General features: G+C 72.0%; 15 protein-coding genes and 1 rRNA gene. 8 read left to right on the forward strand and 8 right to left on the reverse strand.

The window, feature by feature from the left end:
* Window positions 1-1,275: 1-deoxy-D-xylulose-5-phosphate synthase (gene dxs / locus BM430_RS32810; RefSeq protein ID WP_093571377.1), on the forward strand; the 1,275-nt coding region annotated here is incomplete at its 5' end.
* A gap of 44 nt (window positions 1,276-1,319) precedes the next feature.
* Here the strand turns inward: dxs and BM430_RS32815 are convergent.
* Entirely contained in the window at window positions 1,320-1,856 is a 537-nt protein-coding gene (locus BM430_RS32815; RefSeq protein ID WP_093571378.1) for a superoxide dismutase family protein, read from the reverse strand.
* A 116-nt stretch (window positions 1,857-1,972) separates the two neighbouring features.
* On the opposite strand from BM430_RS32815, the gene BM430_RS32820 reads away from it, so the two are divergent.
* Both BM430_RS32820 and BM430_RS32825 read left to right on the forward strand, forming a co-directional pair.
* Window positions 1,973-2,716, forward strand: coding sequence for a TlyA family RNA methyltransferase (locus BM430_RS32820; RefSeq protein WP_093571379.1), 744 nt, complete (start codon window positions 1,973-1,975; stop codon window positions 2,714-2,716).
* Window positions 2,713-3,960, forward strand: coding sequence for a class I SAM-dependent RNA methyltransferase (locus BM430_RS32825; protein WP_093571390.1), 1,248 nt, complete (start codon window positions 2,713-2,715; stop codon window positions 3,958-3,960). Before BM430_RS32820 ends, BM430_RS32825 begins: the two co-directional genes overlap by 4 nt.
* A gap of 210 nt (window positions 3,961-4,170) precedes the next feature.
* Here BM430_RS32825 and BM430_RS32830 read toward each other — a convergent pair whose 3' ends face one another.
* Genes BM430_RS32830 through zwf form a run of 3 tightly spaced genes read right to left on the reverse strand, consistent with a single transcriptional unit; the run spans window position 4,171 to window position 10,352 of the window.
* On the reverse strand, window positions 4,171-6,873 hold the full coding sequence (locus BM430_RS32830; protein ID WP_093571380.1) for an MGH1-like glycoside hydrolase domain-containing protein: 2,703 nt from the start codon (window positions 6,871-6,873) through the stop codon (window positions 4,171-4,173).
* A gap of 20 nt (window positions 6,874-6,893) precedes the next feature.
* Window positions 6,894-8,810, reverse strand: a complete 1,917-nt coding sequence (locus BM430_RS32835; protein WP_093571381.1) for an amylo-alpha-1,6-glucosidase — start codon at window positions 8,808-8,810, stop codon at window positions 6,894-6,896.
* A gap of 3 nt (window positions 8,811-8,813) precedes the next feature.
* Window positions 8,814-10,352, reverse strand: coding sequence for a glucose-6-phosphate dehydrogenase (zwf, locus tag BM430_RS32840; RefSeq protein WP_093571382.1), 1,539 nt, complete (start codon window positions 10,350-10,352; stop codon window positions 8,814-8,816).
* Window positions 10,353-10,526: 174 nt separating this feature from the next.
* Here zwf and BM430_RS32845 point away from each other — a divergent pair, with 174 nt between their 5' ends.
* On the forward strand, window positions 10,527-11,444 hold the full coding sequence (locus tag BM430_RS32845; protein ID WP_093571383.1) for a 2-dehydropantoate 2-reductase: 918 nt from the start codon (window positions 10,527-10,529) through the stop codon (window positions 11,442-11,444).
* 106 nt (window positions 11,445-11,550) lie between these two features.
* Window positions 11,551-12,606 carry a Gfo/Idh/MocA family protein gene (locus tag BM430_RS32850; protein WP_093571384.1) on the forward strand — a complete coding sequence of 352 codons (1,056 nt, stop codon included), beginning with the start codon at window positions 11,551-11,553 and terminating at the stop codon, window positions 12,604-12,606.
* Between the two features lie 75 nt (window positions 12,607-12,681).
* Here the strand turns inward: BM430_RS32850 and BM430_RS32855 are convergent, their stop codons facing one another.
* The 3 genes from BM430_RS32855 to fahA form a co-directional block, all read right to left on the reverse strand.
* Entirely contained in the window at window positions 12,682-12,996 is a 315-nt protein-coding gene (locus BM430_RS32855; protein ID WP_093571385.1) for a hypothetical protein, read from the reverse strand.
* Window positions 12,997-13,118: 122 nt separating this feature from the next.
* The gene (locus BM430_RS32860) at window positions 13,119-13,439 is read right to left on the reverse strand and encodes a Rieske (2Fe-2S) protein (protein WP_093571386.1); all 321 of its coding nucleotides are present in this window, start codon (window positions 13,437-13,439) and stop codon (window positions 13,119-13,121) included.
* On the reverse strand, window positions 13,436-14,779 hold the full coding sequence (gene fahA, locus BM430_RS32865) for a fumarylacetoacetase (protein ID WP_093571387.1): 1,344 nt from the start codon (window positions 14,777-14,779) through the stop codon (window positions 13,436-13,438). The genes BM430_RS32860 and fahA overlap by 4 nt, the downstream gene beginning before the upstream one ends.
* A gap of 123 nt (window positions 14,780-14,902) precedes the next feature.
* On the opposite strand from fahA, the gene BM430_RS32870 reads away from it, so the two are divergent.
* Window positions 14,903-15,790, forward strand: coding sequence for a 2-dehydro-3-deoxygalactonokinase (locus BM430_RS32870; protein WP_093571391.1), 888 nt, complete (start codon window positions 14,903-14,905; stop codon window positions 15,788-15,790).
* Window positions 15,781-16,392, forward strand: a complete 612-nt coding sequence (locus tag BM430_RS32875; RefSeq protein ID WP_093571388.1) for a 2-dehydro-3-deoxy-6-phosphogalactonate aldolase — start codon at window positions 15,781-15,783, stop codon at window positions 16,390-16,392. The genes BM430_RS32870 and BM430_RS32875 overlap by 10 nt, the downstream gene beginning before the upstream one ends.
* Window positions 16,393-16,606: 214 nt before the next feature.
* Here the strand turns inward: BM430_RS32875 and BM430_RS32880 are convergent, their stop codons facing one another.
* Window positions 16,607-18,007 carry an FAD/NAD(P)-binding protein gene (locus BM430_RS32880; protein ID WP_093571389.1) on the reverse strand — a complete coding sequence of 467 codons (1,401 nt, stop codon included), beginning with the start codon at window positions 18,005-18,007 and terminating at the stop codon, window positions 16,607-16,609.
* Window positions 18,008-18,496: 489 nt separating this feature from the next.
* On the opposite strand from BM430_RS32880, the gene BM430_RS32885 reads away from it, so the two are divergent.
* Window positions 18,497-18,670: ribosomal RNA gene (locus tag BM430_RS32885) — 16S ribosomal RNA — on the forward strand; the annotation flags it as partial.

Below are 18,670 nucleotides of genomic sequence, written 5' to 3' on the forward strand. Positions count from 1 at the left end.
GCGGAAGAGTATGCCCGCGGCATCCTGGCCGGCGGCGGCACGATGTTCGAGGAGCTCGGCTTCCACTATGTCGGGCCGATCGACGGCCACAACCTCGACCACCTGCTGCCCGTCCTCAAGAACGTGCGCGACGCGCCCGACGGCCCGGTGCTGGTCCACGTCGTGACCCAGAAGGGCAAGGGCTACGCCCCCGCTGAGGCCGCGGCCGACCGCGGCCACGCGGTGGTGAAGTTCGACGTCGTCTCGGGCAAGCAGACCAAGGCCAAGCCGAACGCCCCGGCCTATACCCGCGTGTTCGGCGAGAGCCTGATCAAGGCGGCGGACGCCGACGACAAGGTGGTGGCGATCACCGCCGCGATGCCGTCGGGCACCGGCGTCGATCTCTTCGCCAAGGTTCACCCGGAGCGGACCTTCGACGTCGGCATCGCCGAGCAGCACGCGGTGACCTTCGCGGGCGGTCTGGCGACGGAGGGCTACAAGCCGTTCTGCGCGATCTACTCGACGTTCCTGCAGCGCGGCTACGACCAGCTGGTGCACGACGTGGCGCTGCAGAACCTGCCCGTCCGCTTCGCCCTCGACCGGGCCGGGCTGGTGGGGGCGGACGGCGCGACGCATGCGGGCGCATTTGACCTGGCGTATCTGTGCTGCTTGCCGAACATGACGGTGATGGCGGCGGCGGACGAGGCCGAGCTGGTGCACATGGTGGCGACCGCCCACGCGCACGATTCGGGTCCGATCGCGTTCCGCTATCCCCGCGGCGAGGGCGTCGGCGTCGAGCTGCCGGAGACGGGCGAGGTTCTGCCGATCGGCAAGGGCCGTGTGATCCGGCGTCCCGAGGGGGCGCGGGTGGCTCTGCTGAGCCTCGGCACGCGTCTGGCGGAGGCGCTGAAGGCGGCGGAGCGGCTTGAGGCGGCCGGCATCGCCGTGACGGTGGCGGATGCGCGGTTTGCGAAGCCGCTCGACGAGGCGCTGATCCTGGATCTGGCGGGCAGCCACGAGGTCCTGGTGACCCTGGAAGAGGGGTCGGTGGGCGGCTTCGGGGCGATGGTGCTGCACCTGTTGTCGGGGCGCGGTGCGCTGGACGAGGGCAAGGTGCGGGTGCGCACCCTGACGCTGCCGGATGCCTACCAGGAGCACGACACGCCGGACCGGATGTACGCGGAGGCCGGCCTCGACGCGGCCTCGATCGTCAAGGTGGTGGAGGCGACCCTGCCGGTGCGGGAGGCGCCTAAAGCCGCCAGCAACGTCGTCAGCGTCGCCCGGCGCCAGCGCTAGACCCCATTCCGGGCCGCGTCCGACGGACGCGGCCCGGTTCCGCGTTACTTGATCACCGCACAGCCGATGCGGGCGCCCGCATTGCCGATCGGCTGGGTGGCATGGTCGTCCTCGTTGGCGTGGATGATCAGGGCCGAGCCGTCATTGTCCTTCAGGCCGCCCTCGCCGGTGAGCGGCGTATCGCTCGATACCTCGGCATTCACCGAGCCGTCGGCATTGGCGTAGACGTTCGGCAGGTCGCCCTCGTCGGGTCCCTCCGCGTTCAGCAGGCCGTGCTTGGCGTTGTCGTGATTGACGTGCGCCTTCGACTCCTGGAACTTGTCTGTATCGGCGCAGCTGCCGACCGCGTGGAAGTGGATGCCGTGCCAGCCGGGCGGCAGGCCGCCGGCCTGGATCGTCACACGCATCACCAGGGTGTTGGCGCCGTCGCGGAGCGCGATCTTGCCGATCGTCTCGCCCTTGTTGTTGACGATCGGCGCGTCGTAGGTCGTCGGCGCAGCCTGGTCGGCGGGCTTGTCCTGCGCGAGGGCAGGCGCCGCCAGACCGAGGGCCAGGGCGCCGGCGAGCATGACGATTCTCATGGGACCACTCTCCTCGTGTGTCGCGGTGTAGCTAGGGCGCGCGGCGCCGGCGGGGACGGCCCGGCGCGAGCGAAGTCGCGACGGGGCCACACTTCTTCGACCAAGGACAAAGGGTGATGACGACGGGCGAGCGCCTGCGGGCCGACCGCCTCCTGGTGGAGGCGGGCCATTTCGAGAGCCGGGCGCGAGCCCAGGCCGCGATCGAGGCCGGGCTGGTGCGGGCCGACGGCATCGTCGTGCGCCGGGCCTCGGACCTGGTCGCCAGGGACGCCGCCATCGTGGCGGAAGCCCCGCACCCCTACGTCTCCCGCGGCGGGCTCAAGCTCGCCGCCGCCCTCGACGCGTTCGGGATCGATCCGGCCGGCCGGACCTGCCTCGATCTCGGTGCCTCGACCGGCGGCTTCACCGACGTGCTGCTGCGCCGCGGCGCGGCCCGCGTCCACGCCGTCGATGTCGGCCGGGGCCAGCTCCATCCGCGCCTCGCCGGCGATCCCCGCGTCTCCGCCCTCGAGGCGACCGACGCCCGCGCCCTGACCCCGTTTCCCGTGCCGCCCTCCCTCCTGGTGATCGACGTGAGCTTCATTTCCCTGCGGCTGGTCCTGCCGCCCGTTGTCCCGCTCCTGGCGCCCGACGCCGCGCTCGCGGCGCTGATCAAGCCGCAATTCGAGGCCGGGCGCGCGCATGTCGGCCGCGGCGGGCTGGTGCGCGACGCGGCGGTGCAGGACGAGGTCTGCGCGCGGATCCGGGCGCTGGTCACCGATCTCGGCTTCGCGGTCCGCGGCCTGATCCCGTCGCCGGTCGAGGGCGGGGACGGCAACAAGGAATTCCTGATCGGCGCGGTACGGGAGTGCGCGCGATGAGCGACGTGATGGAGATCGCGCGGCTCGGCCTGCGCGGCGACGGGGTGACGGCGGACGGGATCGTGGTGCCGGGCGCGCTGCCGGGCGAGACCGTACGCGCGCAGGCGGAGGAGGGGACCCGCCCGCCCCGCGCCCGGCTCGACGCGGTGCTGACCCCGTCGGCGGATCGGATCGAGCCCTTCTGCCCGTATTTCGGCACCTGCGGCGGCTGCGCGATCCAGCACCTCGCAGCCCAGCCCTATTCCGAGTGGAAGCGCGACCTCGTCGTCGGGGCCCTGGCGCGGGCCGGGATCGCGGCACCGGTGGCGCCGCTCCTCGACGCCCACGGGTCGGGCCGCCGCCGCATCACCCTGCACGTGCGCGCCGGCGAGGGCGGGCCGCAGGCGGGATTCATGGCGGCGCGCAGCCACGCGCTGGTGGCGATCGACCATTGCCCGGTCACCGAACCCGCCCTGCACAGGGCGCCCGAGATCGCCCGCCGGGTGAGCCGGCCGCTCGGCGGCGGTGGGGGAAAACCCCTCGACGTGCAGGTGACCGCGACCGCCGGCGGCCTCGACATCGATATCCGCGGCCACGGGCCGGCCTCCGACCGGGCACGCCAGGCGCTGGTCCTGCTCGCGGGCGAACTCGACCTCGCGCGGATCTCGCTCCATGGCGACGTGCTGATCGTGCGCCGCCCGCCGGAGATCCCGGCCGGCCGCTCCCGGCTGGTGCCGCCGGCCGGCGGCTTCCTCCAGGCGACGGCGGAGGGCGAGGCGACGCTCGCCCGCCTCGTCGTCGAGGGGGTCGGCAAGGCCAAACGCGTCGTCGACCTCTTCTCCGGCGCCGGCGCCTTCTCGCTGGCGCTGGCGGAAGGGCACACCGTCCACGCGGTCGAGGGCGAGGCCGCGGCCCTCACGTCCCTCGACCGCGCCTTCCGGGACACGGCGGGCCTGCGCACCATCACCACCGAGCGCCGCGACCTCTTCCGCCGCCCGCTCCTGGCGCCGGAACTCGACCGCTACGACGCCGTGGTGTTCGACCCGCCCCGGGCCGGCGCCGAGGCGCAGAGCGCCAGAATCGCCGAATCGAAGGTGCCGGTGGTGGTCGGCGTGTCGTGCGACGCCGGCAGCTTCGCGCGGGATGCCGCTCTGCTGGTGCGGGGCGGCTACACGCTCGAGGCGGTGACCCCGGTCGACCAGTTCCGGCACTCGCCGCATGTCGAGATCGTCGGCGTGTTCCGGCGGCCGGGGAAGAAGCGGTGACATCCAATTAAAGTGTACGTTGGAAATTGAGTCGATCCCATTCGCGACCTCATCCTGAGGTGCCGGCCGATCGAAGATCGGCCGGCCTCGAAGGAGGGCTCCAGAAATCTCTACGCCCTCTGGAGCCCTCCTTCGAGGCTTGGCGATCTTCGATCACCTCGCACCTCAGGCTGAGGCTGTGGGTGGGACGAATGATACCGATGCCTGACCTCATTTCTCCGGTGCCGCCGGCACCTGCCCGCCCGCCACGTTCCGCCGCGGCTGCAGCAGCAGCGCCAGCAATCCCGTCCACCCGGTCTGGTGCGCGGCGCCGAGCCCCGCCCCCGTGTCGCCGTGGAAATACTCGTGGAACGGGACGTGGTCGCGAAAATGCGGGTCGTCCTGGAACAGGGGATCGTCGCCGAGGACCGGCCGCCGGCCGTCGGGTCCGCGCAGGACCAGGCGGGTGAGGCGGGCGGAGAGTTCGTCGGCGATCTCCGGCAGGGTGAGGTAGGTCTTCGCGCCCGACGGGCACTCGATCTTGAAGTCAGGCCCGTAGAAGCGGCCGAACTCGGTCAGAGCCTCGACCAGCAGGAAGTTGATCGGCAGCCAGATCGGGCCGCGCCAGTTCGAGTTGCCGCCGAACACCGCGGTGGTTGATTCCGCCGGCTCGTAATCGACCGCGAAGGTCTCTCCGTCCCAGGGGAAGCGGAACGGCGCCGCCGCATGGGCCTTCGAGACCGAGCGCACGCCGTGGGGGGACAGGAATTCGGTCTCGTCGAGCATCCGGCGCAGGAGCGCCTTCATGCGGTGGCGGCGCAGCAGCGAGAGCAGCACCCGGTTGCCGCGGCCCGGCTCCTCCCAGCGCGAGACCTGGGCGGCGAGGTCGGGGCGGTGGGTGAGGAGCCAGCGGGCGCGGCGGGCGAAATCGGGGAAGCGCTTCCCCATGTCCTCGTCCAGCACCTCGACGGCGCAGAGCGGGATCAGCCCGACGAGGGAGCGCACCCGCAACGGCACCTGTCGGCCGTCGGGGAGGCTGAGCACGTCGTAGTAGAACTCGTCGGCCTCGTCCCACAATCCGGTGCCGTTGCCGCCGACATGGGTCATCGCCTCGGCGATGGTGAGGAAATGCTCGAAGAACTTGGTGGCGATGTCCTCGTAGACCGGGTCCTCGATCGCGAGTTCGAGGGCGATGCGCATCAGGTTGAGGCTGTACATCGCCATCCAGGCGGTGCCGTCGGCCTGGTCGAGGGTGCCGCCGGTGGGGAGCCGCGCCGAACGGTCGAAGATGCCGATATTGTCGAGGCCGAGGAAGCCGCCCTGGAAGACGTTGCGGTCGCCGGCATCCTTGCGGTTCACCCACCAGGTGAAGTTCAGCATCAGCTTGTGGAACACCCGCTCCAGGAAGGCGCGGTCGGGCTTCCCCGTCATCGCCTGATCCATGCGGTAGACGCGCAGGGCCGCCCAGGCATGGACCGGCGGGTTGACGTCGCCGAAGGCCCATTCGTAGGCCGGCAATTGCCCGTTCGGGTGCATGTACCATTCGCGGGTGAGCAGGATCAGCTGGCCCTTGGCGAAGGCCGGGTCGACCAGCGCGAAGGTCACGCAGTGGAAGGCGAGGTCCCAGGCCGCGTACCAGGGATATTCCCACTTGTCCGGCATCGAGACGATGTCGGCGTTGTTGAGGTGCGTCCAATCGCTGTCGCGGCCGTGCCGGCGCGCGTCGGGCGGGGACGGCTGGGCCGGGTCGCCGGCGAGCCAGCGCCGGACGTCGAAATGGTAGAACTGCTTCGACCACAGCATGCCGGCGAGCGCCTGGCGCTGCACCAGGCGGGCATCCGGATCGACGATGTCGCGCTGGAGCGCGCCGTAAAAGGCATCGGCCTCGGCGAGGCGGCGCGCCATCACGGCGTCGAAGCTCGCGACGTCGCGGTCGTCGGGGCCCGCGGCGGGGCTCAGGCGGAAGCGCAGCACCGTGGTGCCGCCCGCCGGCACGGTGAGCGTCGCCCAGGCGGCGCATTTGGTACCCTCAGACAGCGGGTTCACCGCCTCGCGCCGCCCCTCGACCACGCGATCGTTGATCGCGTCCTTCGGGTGGGCGGGGCCCGGCGTGCCGAAGAGGCGCCCGGCATTGGTCTCGTTCTCGCAGAACAGGAATTCGGCCGGCTGCAGCGCCGCGAACCGCATCGGCGGTAGGCTCTTGCGCGTCGCCTCCACGGCTCCGGTCTCGGTCAGGCGTAGGAGCGGCCGCGGATGCTCCGGCTCCCAAGGCTCGCGTCCCCACGACCAGGTGTTGCGCGACCAGAGCTGCGGCAGGACGTGAAGCTCCGCCGGGTCCGGACCGCGATTGACGACCGTCACCCGCATCAGGACGTCGTCGGGCGCGGCCTTGGCGTATTCCACCGTCACGTCGTGGTAGCGCCCGCCCGCGAACACGCCGGTATCGGCGATCTCGTATTCCGGCAGGTTCTTCCCCTTGCGCCGGCCATTCTCGGCGACGAGGTCGGCATAGGGGTAGGCGGCGTGCGGGTACTTGTAGAGCATCCGCATGTACGAATGCGTCGGGGTGGCGTCGAGATACCACCACAGCTCCTTGACGTCCTCGCCGTGATTGCCCTCGCTGTTGGTGAGGCCGAACATCCGCTCCTTCAGGATCGGGTCGCGGCCGTTCCACAGGGCGAGGCCGAGGCACCAGAGCTGGCGGTCGTCGCTGAAGCCGGCGATGCCGTCCTCGCCCCAGCGATAGGCGCGGGAGCGGGCGTGGTCGTGGGGCAGGTAATCCCAGGCGGTGCCGCCCTCGCTGTAATCCTCCCGCACCGTGCCCCATTGCCGCTCGCTCAGGTACGGCCCCCAGCGGTGCCAGCCCTCGGTGGCGACGGCGGCGAGACGGCGGCCCTCCTCGGTATCGGTGAGGCAGGGAGCGGGACCGGGCATCGCGGAATCCTCCACGTGTGTCACACCGGATCGAGGTCGAGCATCCGCCGGACGCGGATCAGCTCGCCGAGGGACCAGGCCTGGAACGGGCAGCCGCCGGGGCGGTGGGGCGGGTCGCCGTCGGCGACCTCCGAGACGTGGCCGAGGCCGGCCTCGTCCAGATGGGCCTGGAGCGGCGGCAGGAAGCGCGCCCGCGCCTCGGCTTTCGCGGCGGCCGAGCGGCCGCGCACGGATAGCCAGGCATCGACGAAGGGGCCGATCAGCCAGGGCCAGACCGTGCCCTGGTGGTAGGCGCCGTCGCGCTCCGCCGGCCCGCCCGCGTAGGTGCCGCGGTACTCCGGATCGGCGGGGTCGAGGGAGCACAGGCCCAGCGGCGTAAGGAGGCGCGCCTCGACGGAATCTACCACCGCCCGGGCGGCGTCGCCGGTCAGCAGCGGGTAGGGCAGGCCGCCGACGGCGAGAATCTGGTTCGGCCGCATCCGGGCATCCACCGCGCCCGGCACGTGGTCGGCATCGACCACGTCGAAGAGGGCGCCCGCGGGCGAGACGAAGCGGTCGAAGGCGGCTGAGGTGCGCCGCTCCAGGTCGCGCCAGCGGGCGGCCCGGCCGGGCCAGCGGGCGATGCCGACTTTGAGCGCGTTGATCCACAGCGCCTGGATCTCGACCGGCTTGCCGATGCGGGGCGTGATCACCCGGTCGCCGACCTTGGCGTCCATCCAGGTCAGCTGCACCCCCGGCACGCCGGCCCGCAGCAGCCCGTCGGCATCGGCGGCGATCCCGTAACGGGTGCCGGCGGCGTAGCCGTCGAGGATCGCCGCGCAGGCCTCGGCGAGGCGCGTGCCCTCCGCCTCCGGCACCGGCCGTCCTGCGGCGGCGTGGGCGGCGAGCGTGTCGTGGACCGCCACCACGTACCAGAGCGAGGCGTCGACGGCGTTGTACTCCGGCGCTTCGCCGCGATCGGGGAAGCGGTTCGGCATCATGCCCTCGCTCACCGCGCCGGCCCAGGCGAGCAGGATCGCGCGGGCCTGCGCGAGCGCGCCGGTGGCGAGGAGGAGGCCGCGGAGCGCAATGAAGGTGTCGCGGCCCCAATCGGTGAACCACGGAAACCCCGCCACCAGGGTGCGCCCGCCCGGCCGGTCGACGAGGTAGGCGCAGGCGGCCAGCGCCAGCGGCGACAGCGCCTCGCGCCGCGCCCGCTCGGACGCGACGAGGCGCTCGGCATGGGCCGCCGCCCGGATCCCGAGCCCGTCGCCGCTGCGCAGGATCATCACCGCCGGACCGGCGGCGAGGTCGAAGGTGAAGGCTCCCGGGCTCGCCAGATCCTCGACCGCGTCGAGGCCGCGGTCGCGCTCCGCCGCGTAGAGGAAGTTGCGGTACCACTCGGGCGCGTGCGCGTAGACCCCGTTGGTGAGTGCCGAAGCCGCCGGCACATCGGGGTAGGGGTGCCAGCACACATTGCCGCCCTGCTCAGTCGCCGCGAAGGCGAAGGCCGGGTTCTCGTGGTGGAGGGCGTGGTAGTCGCGTCCCGAGAGGAGCGGGCGCACCGTCAGAGTGCACGGTCCGTCGCCGGTCGTGCGCTGCCAGCGCAGGAGCGTCTCGCAGGAGTCGGGCTCGACCAGCACCTCGTGCCGGATCGTGGTGCCGTCCGGCAACCGGTAGGTCCAGAGCGGCCAGGGCCGGGCGGCGAAATCGACGAGGTGGCGCCAACCGTCCGGGTGGATCACGTCCGGCGCGTAGGCCTGCGTCGAGAGCGGCACAGTCCCGCCCTCGGTCGCGACCTCGGCCTCGATCCCGTTGACCAGCACCACCCGCCCGGTCGGCGGGGTCGTAGCCGTCAGGAGGAGCGCGTGGTAGCGCCGGGTGCGCGGGCCCGCGACCGGGCCGGAGGCGAAGCCCCCGAGCCCGTCCGCCTCGAGCCATTCGCGGGTGTCGTCCACCCCCTATTCGCCGTCGAGCGGGAGCCAGCGCCGGCCGTCGCGGGCGAGGAGGTCGTCGGCGGCCGTCGGCCCGGGGCTGCCGGACTCGTAGGGCTCCGGCTCGCCGCCGGCGCCCCAGGCCTTCACCAGCGGATCGACCGCGGCCCAGGACGCCTCGATGTTGTCGGCGCGCTGGAACAGGGTCGCGTCGCCGCAGAGGCAATCGTAGAGCAGGGTCTCGTAGCCGACATTCGGCTCCTGCGCGAAGAAATCCCCCTCGCGAAACGTCGAACGGACGGCGCCGAGGCGCATCGACGGGCCCGGCACCTTGGCGTTGAACTCGGTGGTCATGCCCTGGACCGGGTCGACCATGATCCGCAGGATGTTGGGGGCGATCTGGTCGACCGGCGTGTCGCGAAAGAGCCGGTAGGGCGCCGGCTTGAAGTGGACCGCGATCTCGGTGCGCCGCCCGGTCATCCGCTTGCCGGTGCGCAGGTAGAACGGCACCCCGCCCCAGCGCCAGTTGTCGATGGTGAGCTTCAGGGCCGCGTAGGTCTCGGTGCGGCTGTCACCCGCCACGTGCGGCTCGTCGCGGTAGGACGGCACGGCGCGGCCCTGCTCGGTGCCGGCCCGGTACTGGCCGCGCACCGCATCCTCGGGCTGGACCGGGCGCACGGCCTGGACGAGCTTCGCCTTCTCGGTGCGCACCGCCTCGGCGTCGAAGGAGACCGGGGGCTCCATCGCCGTCATGCAGAGCAGCTGGAACAGGTGGTTGGGCACCATGTCGCGCAGCGCGCCCGTCGGCTCGTAGAAGGCGCCGCGCTCCTCGACGCCGATCGTCTCGGCGGCGGTGATCTGGACGTGGTCGACGAAGTCCCGGCGCCAGATCGGCTCGAACATCCCGTTGGCGAAGCGGATCGCCATGATGCTCTGCACCGTCTCCTTTCCGAGGAAATGGTCGATCCGGTAGAGCTGCGACTCGTCGGCGACCGCGAGGATCCGCTTGTTGAGCTCCCGCGCCGAGGCGAGGTCGCTGCCGAACGGCTTCTCGATCACGACGCGGCGAAAAACGTCGTCGCCCTGCTTCAAGAGGCCCGCCTGTCCGAGATGCTCGACGATCGGCGCGAAGAAGCGCGCCGCCACCGCGAGGTAGAACACCGCGTTCCCGGGAATCTTTTCCGCGATCCGCCGGTAGGTCTCGGGGGCCAGGAAGTCGCCCGTGAGGTAGTGCAGCCGGTCGCGCACGAAGCCCCAGGCGGTCGGGTCGATGTGCTTGGCGTGGAACTCCGCCGTCTCGTCCTTGGTGAAGGACTCCATCGTGTCGGAGAGCGCCTTGCGCCAGCTCTCGTCCGTGCCGTCGCTGTGGTCGACGCCCCAGATCGTGGTCGTGCCGTCGAGGAGGCGGCTGCCCGCGAGGTTGTAGAGCGCCGGCATCAGCAGGCGCTTCGTCAGGTCGCCGCCGGCGCCGAAGATCACGATCGTGCAGGGCGGGGCCGGCCGGCTGCCGGAGGCGGCGTGCCCCTCCACCGGGACGTGCGACGTCGTGGCTGTCTCGGACGTCATGGGGAACTCCTGGCCGTCGGGGGCGACGGCGCTGAAGCTAGATCCCGCAGCGCAGCAGGCAAGGGAGGGCAGAGGGCGGGGGATGCAGGCCCGCCCCGCCGATTCCCGGCCTTTCCGGGTCTCCGCCGCCGCCTTAAGGTCCCGGCCGACAAGACCTTGAGAGCGAGCGGAACGATGGCGGACGGCACCAGTCGGGCGGGCAGCGTCGCGGTGATCGGGAGCGGCGGGATCGGCGGCTACCTGGCGGGGGCGCTGGAGCGGGTCGGGCGGGACGTCACGCTCTGCGTGCGCACGCCGTTCGACCGCCTCGTCGTCACGGATGCGGCGGGCGAGCGCGAGGTGCCGGTGCGCGTCGTCGCCGATCCGGCCGAGGTCGGCCCCGTGGACTGGGTGCTGGTGACCACGAAGGCGCAGGACACCGCGGGCGCCGAGCCGTGGTTCCGCCGCCTCGTCGGCCCCCGGACCCGGGTGGTGGTGGTGCAGAACGGCGTCGGCCAGGCCGAGCGGGCCCGGCCGCACCTGGCCGCGGGCACAGTGGTGCTGCCGGCGATTATCTACTGCTCGGTCGAGCGCACGGCGCCCGGGCGCATCACCCATCACGGCAGCACGAAGATGACCGTGCCGGCGGGTCCGGACGGGGCCGCCTTCGCGGAGCTCTTCGCCGGCACGCCGTTCGAGATCACCCAGGAGGCGGATTTCGTCACGGTGGCGTGGCGCAAGCTCCTCAGCAACGCGGTGGTCAACCCGATCACGGCTTTGACCCTGCGCCGCATCGCGATCTTCAACGATCCGGCGATCCAGGACCTCGCCCGCGGGCTGATGGACGAGGTGATCCGGGTCGCCAACGCCGAGGGTGCCCGTCTGACCGGGGAGGATGCCACCCGCATCCTCGAGGGCTACCGGCGCATGACCGGCGACGGCGGCAGCTCGATGCTCTACGACCGCCTCGCCGGGCGGCCCCTGGAGCACGCCCACCTCACCGGCGCCGTCGTCGAGGCCGCCGGGCGTCACGGCATCGACGTGCCGTTGAACCGGGCGATCCTGGCGCTCGCCGGCGCGGTGAGCGGGCGGGGACTGGCGGGGGACCGATAGGGCGTTCCGGGGATCCGGACTTGTGCCGTCCGGCGAATCCTCGTCAGCTTCCCCGCCGGAGCTTCGCTGCCAAGCGCCGGAACTGCGGTGCGACGGGGAGGCCGAGGTGAACGAAGCGAGGATCGCGGTCGTCGGTGCGGGCCAGATCGGGCGGCGGCACATCGAGGAGATCTCGAAGCATCCCGGGGCGACGATATCGGCCATCGTCGACCCGATGCCGGACGCGGCCGCTCTTGCCGGACGGGTGGGCAGCCCGCTCTACGACACCCTGGAGGCGTGCATCAGCGCCGACCGGCCGGACGGCGTGGTCCTGGCGACGCCGAACCGCCTGCACGTCCCGCAAGGACTTGCCTGCATCGCGGCCGGCATCCCGGTGCTGATCGAGAAGCCCCTCGCGCACGATCTCGCCGAAGGCGAGCGCCTGGTCGCGGCTGCGGAGAAGGCCGGCGCCCGGGTGCTCGTCGGCCATCACCGCCTGCACAGTCCCCTCCTGCGGCGAACCGTCGAGGCGGTGCGTGCCGGGATCCTCGGCCGGATCGTCGGAGTGATCGGCAGCGCGGTGTTCTACAAGCCCGACGCGTATTTCGACGGGCCCAATACCTGGAGGCGCGAGCCGGGCGCCGGTCCGCTCCTCATCAACATGATCCACGAGATCGGCAACCTGCGGGCGATGGTCGGCGAGATCGCCGCCGTCCAGGCCGTCGCCTCGAACGCCGTGCGCGGCTTCCCCGTCGAGGACACGGTCGCCATGACCCTTCGCTTCGTCAACGGAGCGCTCGGCACCTTCCTTCTCTCCGATACGGCCGCCTCCGCCCGGAGTTGGGAGCAGACCTCGCGCGAGAACGAGGCCTATCCGACCTATCCCGACGAGGACGCCTACACGATCCTCGGAACGGAGGGCTCGCTCGCGGTGCCGAGCCTGCGGCTGAAGCGCTACGCGACGCGGGAATCCCGCTCCTGGTTCGAGCCCTTCGCCTGCGACACGCTCCCGGTCGAGCGCGCCGACCCGCTGGCGGAGCAGATCACCCATTTCGTGGCGGTGATCCGCGGCGAGGCCGCGCCGCTGGTGAGCGCTCGCGACGGCCTGCAGAACCTGCGTGTCGTCGATGCCATCATGCGGGCGGCGCGGGCGGGCGGGACCGTCGAGGTCCCGGCCGGCTGAAGCCATCCCGGCTTTGCACCGCCGGCCTGCCCGAGGGCGCCGGCGGCCGGGTCCTTTACCTTGAGCGGCGGCCGGCTACTCGCCGCCATCCCCGCCGCTGCCCCCGGTATTCGGCAGCCCGCGCTCGGGATCGGTCGAGTTCGAGGTGTTGGCGGTGTCGTTGGACCAGTTGTCGGCGCCGGTCCCGCTGCGGGCGAGGGTCCCGGTGGAGCCGGGGCCGGAATTGTCGATCTGCATCCGGCTGCCCTCGAAGACTTCCTCCCGGCCCTGATACGGCGTCGTGAGCCGTTTCGGCCCGGGCTCTCTGATCTCGGCAGGATCGGCGCCATTTTGCGCGTAGGCCGGCAGGGCGAGAAACATGGCGATACCAGCGAGATACAATCCTCTCATGGATGCCTCCGGTGTCAGGAACTCCACGTCATTTGCGGAGCGGTAGGCGTAATCTAGGGCTGCTGGTCAGAACTGACACTTCATCATTCCGTGAGCGACAATCCGGCCGCCGCGGCGCCCGCTCACGCACCGTCGGTCCCGATCTCGACCCAGACCCGGGTCCCGTCGATCCGGACCGGATAGGTCGCGAGGTCGCGGCAGACCGGCCCTCCTTGCGCCCGCCCCGTGGCGATCTCGAACAGCCCGTAATGCGCCGGGCACTCGATGTAGCCCTCCACCACCTCGCCCCCGGCGAGGGACGCCCCGGCATGGGTGCAATGCGCCTGCGTGGCGTAGACCGCGCCCTCGACCCGGTAGAGCGCGAGGGCGACGCCGCCGGCCTCGCGGGCGAGCACCGGGCTTTCCGCGAACTCCGCCAGGTCGGCCACGGGATGCCAGGTCATGCGGGCAGCACCACGGCCCGGCAGGCGCCGAAGCCGATCGGGGCGAAGCCGTCGCGCCGGCCATGCGCCGTCAGGATCACCTCGTCGCCGTCCTCCAGGAAGCGGCGCTCCTCGCCGGTGCCGAGGCGGATCGGCGCCTTGCCGCCCCGGGTGGTCTCGAGCAGGCTGCCGCGGGTATCCGGGTCCGGGCCCGACAATGTGCCGGTGCCCAGGAGGTCGCCGGGGCGCAGGTCGCAGCCGCCGCTGGTGTGATGGGCGATCATCTGCGCCACCGTCCAGTACATGTGCCGGGCGTTGGACCGCGCGATCCGGTGCGGGCCCGAACCGGCCTCGCGCGAGGCCCGGCTCGCGAGTCGGATCTCCAGTTCGAGGTCGAGGCCGCCGCCGGCCTGGTCGGCGGCATCGAGGAGGTAGGGCAGGGGGGTGGGGTCGCCCTCCGGCCGCGGTTCTTGCGGGATGCGGAACGGCGCCAGCGCCTCCGGCGTGACGATCCAGGGCGAGATCGTGGTGGCGAAGCTCTTGGCGAGGAACGGCCCGAGGGGCTGGTACTCCCAGCCCTGGATGTCCCGGGCCGACCAGTCGTTGAGCAGGCAGAAGCCCGCCACCTGCCCGGCCGCCTCGGCGATCGGCACCGGCGTGCCGAGGTCGTTGCCGGGCCCGATCCACACCCCGAGCTCCAGTTCGTAGTCGAGCCGGCGCGACGGGCCGAAGACCGGCGCGTCGAGATGCGGCGGCTTCGCCTGTCCGTGCGGCCGGCGCACCGGCACCCCAGAGGGCCGGATCGAGGAGGCGCGGCCGTGATAGCCGACCGGCACGTGCTTGTAGTTCGGCAGCAGCGGCTGGTCGGGCCGGAGCAGACGGCCGGTCTCGGCAGCGTGATGGATGCCCACGAAGAAGTCGGTGTAGTCGCCGATCCGCGCCGGCAGGTGCAGCGTGCAGGACGCGGCGGGATGCAGGAGCGGCATCACCCGGTCGCGGTCTGGGCTCTCGGCCAGCAAGAGCGCGAACATCTGGTCGCGCAGGGCCCGGCGCGGACCGGCGCCGAGGGCGAGGAGCCCGTTGAGCACGCCGGATTCTGCCGCCGCGACCGCCCGCGCCGCCTCGCCGGTGAGGAGGCCGGCGTCCCGCAATGCCGGCAGGTCGAGGATGTGATCGCCGATCGCGACGCCGGCCCGCTTCGCGCCGCGGGCGGCCCCATGATCCCCCGCGGCATCCCCGGGCGAGAAAACCCCGAGCGGCAGGTTCTGGATCGGGAAGTCGGGATGCCCGTCGGCACCCCGCACGCTGCAGCGGGCGGCGGCATCGTGCGTGTGGTCGAGGTCCGTCGCGGTTTGCCTCACGCCCAGTCCTCCCTGGCGGTTGGTTTCAGTTGCAACCTTTTTTCCTGGATAGGATCGGCCGCCCGCAAACGTCAAGCGCGAGGGCGGTTGCGCTCGGGCCGGCCCTGGGGCACAGCACCGGGCATGATCGCGGTGGATTGGGGAACGAGCAGCGCCCGGGCCTACCGGCTCGCGCCGGACGGCGCGGTGCTGGCGCGGCGCGAGGGCGCGGGCGGCATCCTGCGGGTGCCCGAGGGCGGCTTTCCGGCGGCCCTCACGGATATGGTCGGCGAGTGGCTCGCGGCCGGGGAGACCCGGGTGCTGCTCTCCGGCATGGTCGGCAGCCGCCAGGGCTGGCAGGAGGCGCCGTATCTCGCCTGTCCGGCGGGGCTCGACGCACTGGCCGCCGCCCTCGTTGCGGTGCCGTTCGCGGGAGCCACGGTGCGGCTGGTGCCGGGCCTGAGCGCCGAGGACGCGGCGGGCACGCCCGAGGTGATGCGCGGCGAGGAGGTTCAGGTCTTCGGGGCGCTCGCCGGTGCCGAGGACGCGCTGATCTGCCTGCCCGGCAGCCACGCCAAGTGGGTGCGGGTCGCGGGCGGGCGCATCAGTGGCTTCACCACCACCATGACCGGCGAGGCCTTCGCGGCGCTCAGCGGTCACACGATCCTCGGCCGGATGATGACCGGACCGGCGGAGGTGGGCCCGGCCTTCGAGGCGGGCGTCGCCCGCTCGGCGGAAGGCGGCGGCCTGCTCCACCACCTGTTCGGCACCCGGGCCCTCGGGCTGTTCGGACGCCTCGCGCCGGAGGATGCGGCGAGCTACTTGTCGGGCCTGCTGATCGGCCACGACGTCGCGGCCGCGATGACCGAACCCTCGCTCGTGCGCCCGATCGTCCAGCTCTTGGGCTCCGGCCCGCTGATGGCGCTCTACGGCCGGGCCATCGCCCTCAAGGGCGGCCAGGCGGTCGCGGGCGATCCGGACGCCGCCGCCCGCGGCCTGGCGCTGATCGGGGAGAGAACCGAATGGATGTGACGGGCTGGCTCTCGCGCTGCCCCCTGGTGGCGATCCTGCGCGGTGTCACGCCGGACGAGGTCGAGGCCATCGGCGAGGCGCTGGTGGCGGCGGGGGTGGTGATCCTCGAAGTGCCGTTGAACTCGCCCGAGCCGGTCGAGAGCGTGCGCCGCCTGGCCGCCCGCCTCGGCGACCGGGCGCTCGTCGGCGCCGGCACCTTCCGCCGCGAGGCCGAGGTCGCGGCGGTGGCCGAGGCCGGCGGACGCCTCCTGGTGACGCCCCACGCCGATCCGGCCCTGGTGCGCGCCGCCAAGGCCCGCGGCATGGTGGCGATGCCGGGCTTCCTGACTCCGGCCGAGGCGTTCGCGCTGCTCGATGCCGGTGCCGACGCCCTCAAGCTGTTTCCGGCCGAAGCCGGCGGCCCGCCGATGCTGAAGGCCCTGCGGGCGGTGCTGCCGAAGGGCACGCCGCTGCTCCCGGTCGGCGGCGTCGATGCGCGGAGCCTGCCGGCCTGGCGCGACGCCGGCGCCAGCGGCTATGGCTGCGGCTCCTCGCTCTACAAGCCCGGCGACACGCCGGACACGGTCGCCGCCAAGGCCAAGTCCCTGATCGCCGCGCTCTGAGCCGGCGTGAGAGGCCGAAGAGGCCGACAGCCCGGGTGCGAGGCCGCGTTCCGCACAACGGGGGAGTGTGCCATTTCTACTTGGCCAGAGTGGGACATTTTAATCCGGCGCCTAAACAGGCAATTCGCATAAGGTATCTTATGGAACTATCGTCCGCATTCCAGGCGCCTCGGGCAAACCCCTGAGGCCGAACGGGTTCTGGCGCTGGGCGGCGTCACGCCGTCTCCCGCTCGGCTCCGGGCGCTACACCATGCAGCCGCGCCGCCACGATCCGCGCCAGTTCCGCCGCCTGGCTGCGGATGTCGGGCACCGCCGTGCATTCCCACAGCGTCCCGCGCAGCAGCGGCCCGAGGGTCCAGAGCGGCTGGCCGGCCTCGCCGCGCTGGTCGACCACCGCGAGATCCTCCGCCACCGCGAGGCCGAGCCCGAGGGCGTCCGGGCGGATCAGCCCGCGTCCCATCAGGCGGCGCAGGAGCAGGTCGTCGGTATCGGCGACGCGCCCGACCCCGGAGGCGTCGATGATCCGCTGCACGTCGACGATCCGCGGCACGGCGGCTCCCCGTTCGCGCAAGCTGACCCGGGCATGGCCGGCCACATCCTCGACCGCGACCACCCGGGCGCGCATCAGGGTCAGTCCGCCGCCGGCGAGCTCGCGTCCGATGATCTCGGCGGCGGGCGGCGCCATCCGGTGCCGGTGCACGTCCCAGAAGGCCCGGACGTGGCGTAGGAAGCGGCGTTGCTCGGGGGGCGGCAGGCCGCGCCAGAGACCGATGCTCGAGCCCCGCAAGGCGTCGATCACGCTGCGCCAATCGATTCCGGCCGCCGCGGCCCGCCGGGTCTCGTCGCGCAGGAACCGCAGCAATGCGTGGAGCGAGCGCCGCGCTGCGGCCGGGATCTCGGGCGCCGGCCACGGGGCGGTCGCGGCATGGACCTGCGGCAGCAAGCCGTGGCGCGAGACGGCGAGGATCGGCCCGGCGAAACGGCGCTGGCGCAGGGCCGCGACCGCGTCGACCATCGTCAGCCCGGTCCCGACGATGAGCAGCGGCAGGTCGGGCCGCAGGTCGTCGAGGGGCGCGTCGCCCCAGGGGTCGACCGCGTAGCGGCTGCGCGGCCCGCGCGGCGCCCGCAGGTTGCCACAGGCCAGGATCGCGCCGGCGACCCTGCGGCGGCGCCCAGCCGCCAGCGTCAGCTCGAACCCGCCCTCGACCGGGGCGAGATCGACCACCTCGTCGTTCTCGAGCATCAGCCGCGGCGCGTGCCCCGGCTCGGACAAGGCGGTCAGCAGGAGGTCGGTGAGGTACTGGCCGTAGAGCCCGCGCGCCGCGAACACACCGGCCGGCGTCGAACGGGTCCAGGCGGCTCCGTCGAGGGGGCAGGCCTCCAGCCAGAGGGAGAAATGCTCCGGCCGGTCCGGAAACGCGCTCATGTTGGTGGCGCGGACGTTGAGCAGGTGATCGCTGCAGCCGGTCGCGTAGGCGAGCCCGCGCGCGAAGGCGCCCGATTTCTCGCACAACAGAACAGGACGATCCGGCATCAGCCGGCTCAGGTGCAAGGCCGCCATGGTGCCGCTGAACCCGGCGCCGATCACCGCGAGGGGTGGAAGGGTCGTGCGCATCCGCCGTCGCTCTCCTACGTCGCTCACACAATCTAGGACCACCGAGCCGCAAGGTCTCGCCTGCGCCGATCCGCGCGCGCATGGGCACCTCTCGCACGTCGGTGTCCGAGCCCCCTGCCCCGCCTGATTCGAGCGAGTTGACAGGCGAGCCGGCTACCCTTAAACGACCGCTCACCGACGGGGCGCCGAGACGAACGGCTTAGCCCCACCGGGCATCCCGAGAGAGTGTGAAGCAAGGGCCAGGGCAACCCGGCGCTGCTTTCTGTTCTCCAAGGGTACGAGATCCGGCCTCAGGCCCGATCAGCTCTTTGACAAGTTCATACGAGAAAGAGAAGCGTGGACGGCGTCGTCCCTGCGGATCGGATCTTCGGGTCTGATCGTGAGTAGGATGATGCTGGTCTGACGTTTCGGTGCTCACACGATCAGGCGGAAACGCCGGTCGTTTGTGAGCCTCCGTTTATGTTGTGATCAGCCTGAGATCTAACTCTTCAACTTGAGAGTTTGATCCTGGCTCAGAGCGAACGCTGGCGGCAGGCTTAACACATGCAAGTCGAGCGGGCATCCTTGTGGTGTCAGCGGCAGACGGGTGAGTAACGCGTGGGAACGTGCCCTTCGGTTCGGAATAACTCAGGGAAACTTGAGCTAATACCGGATACGCCCTTA

It is taken from the genome of Methylobacterium sp. 174MFSha1.1 (assembly GCF_900116815.1).
In the GTDB taxonomy this organism is placed as follows: Bacteria; Pseudomonadota; Alphaproteobacteria; order Rhizobiales; family Beijerinckiaceae; genus Methylobacterium.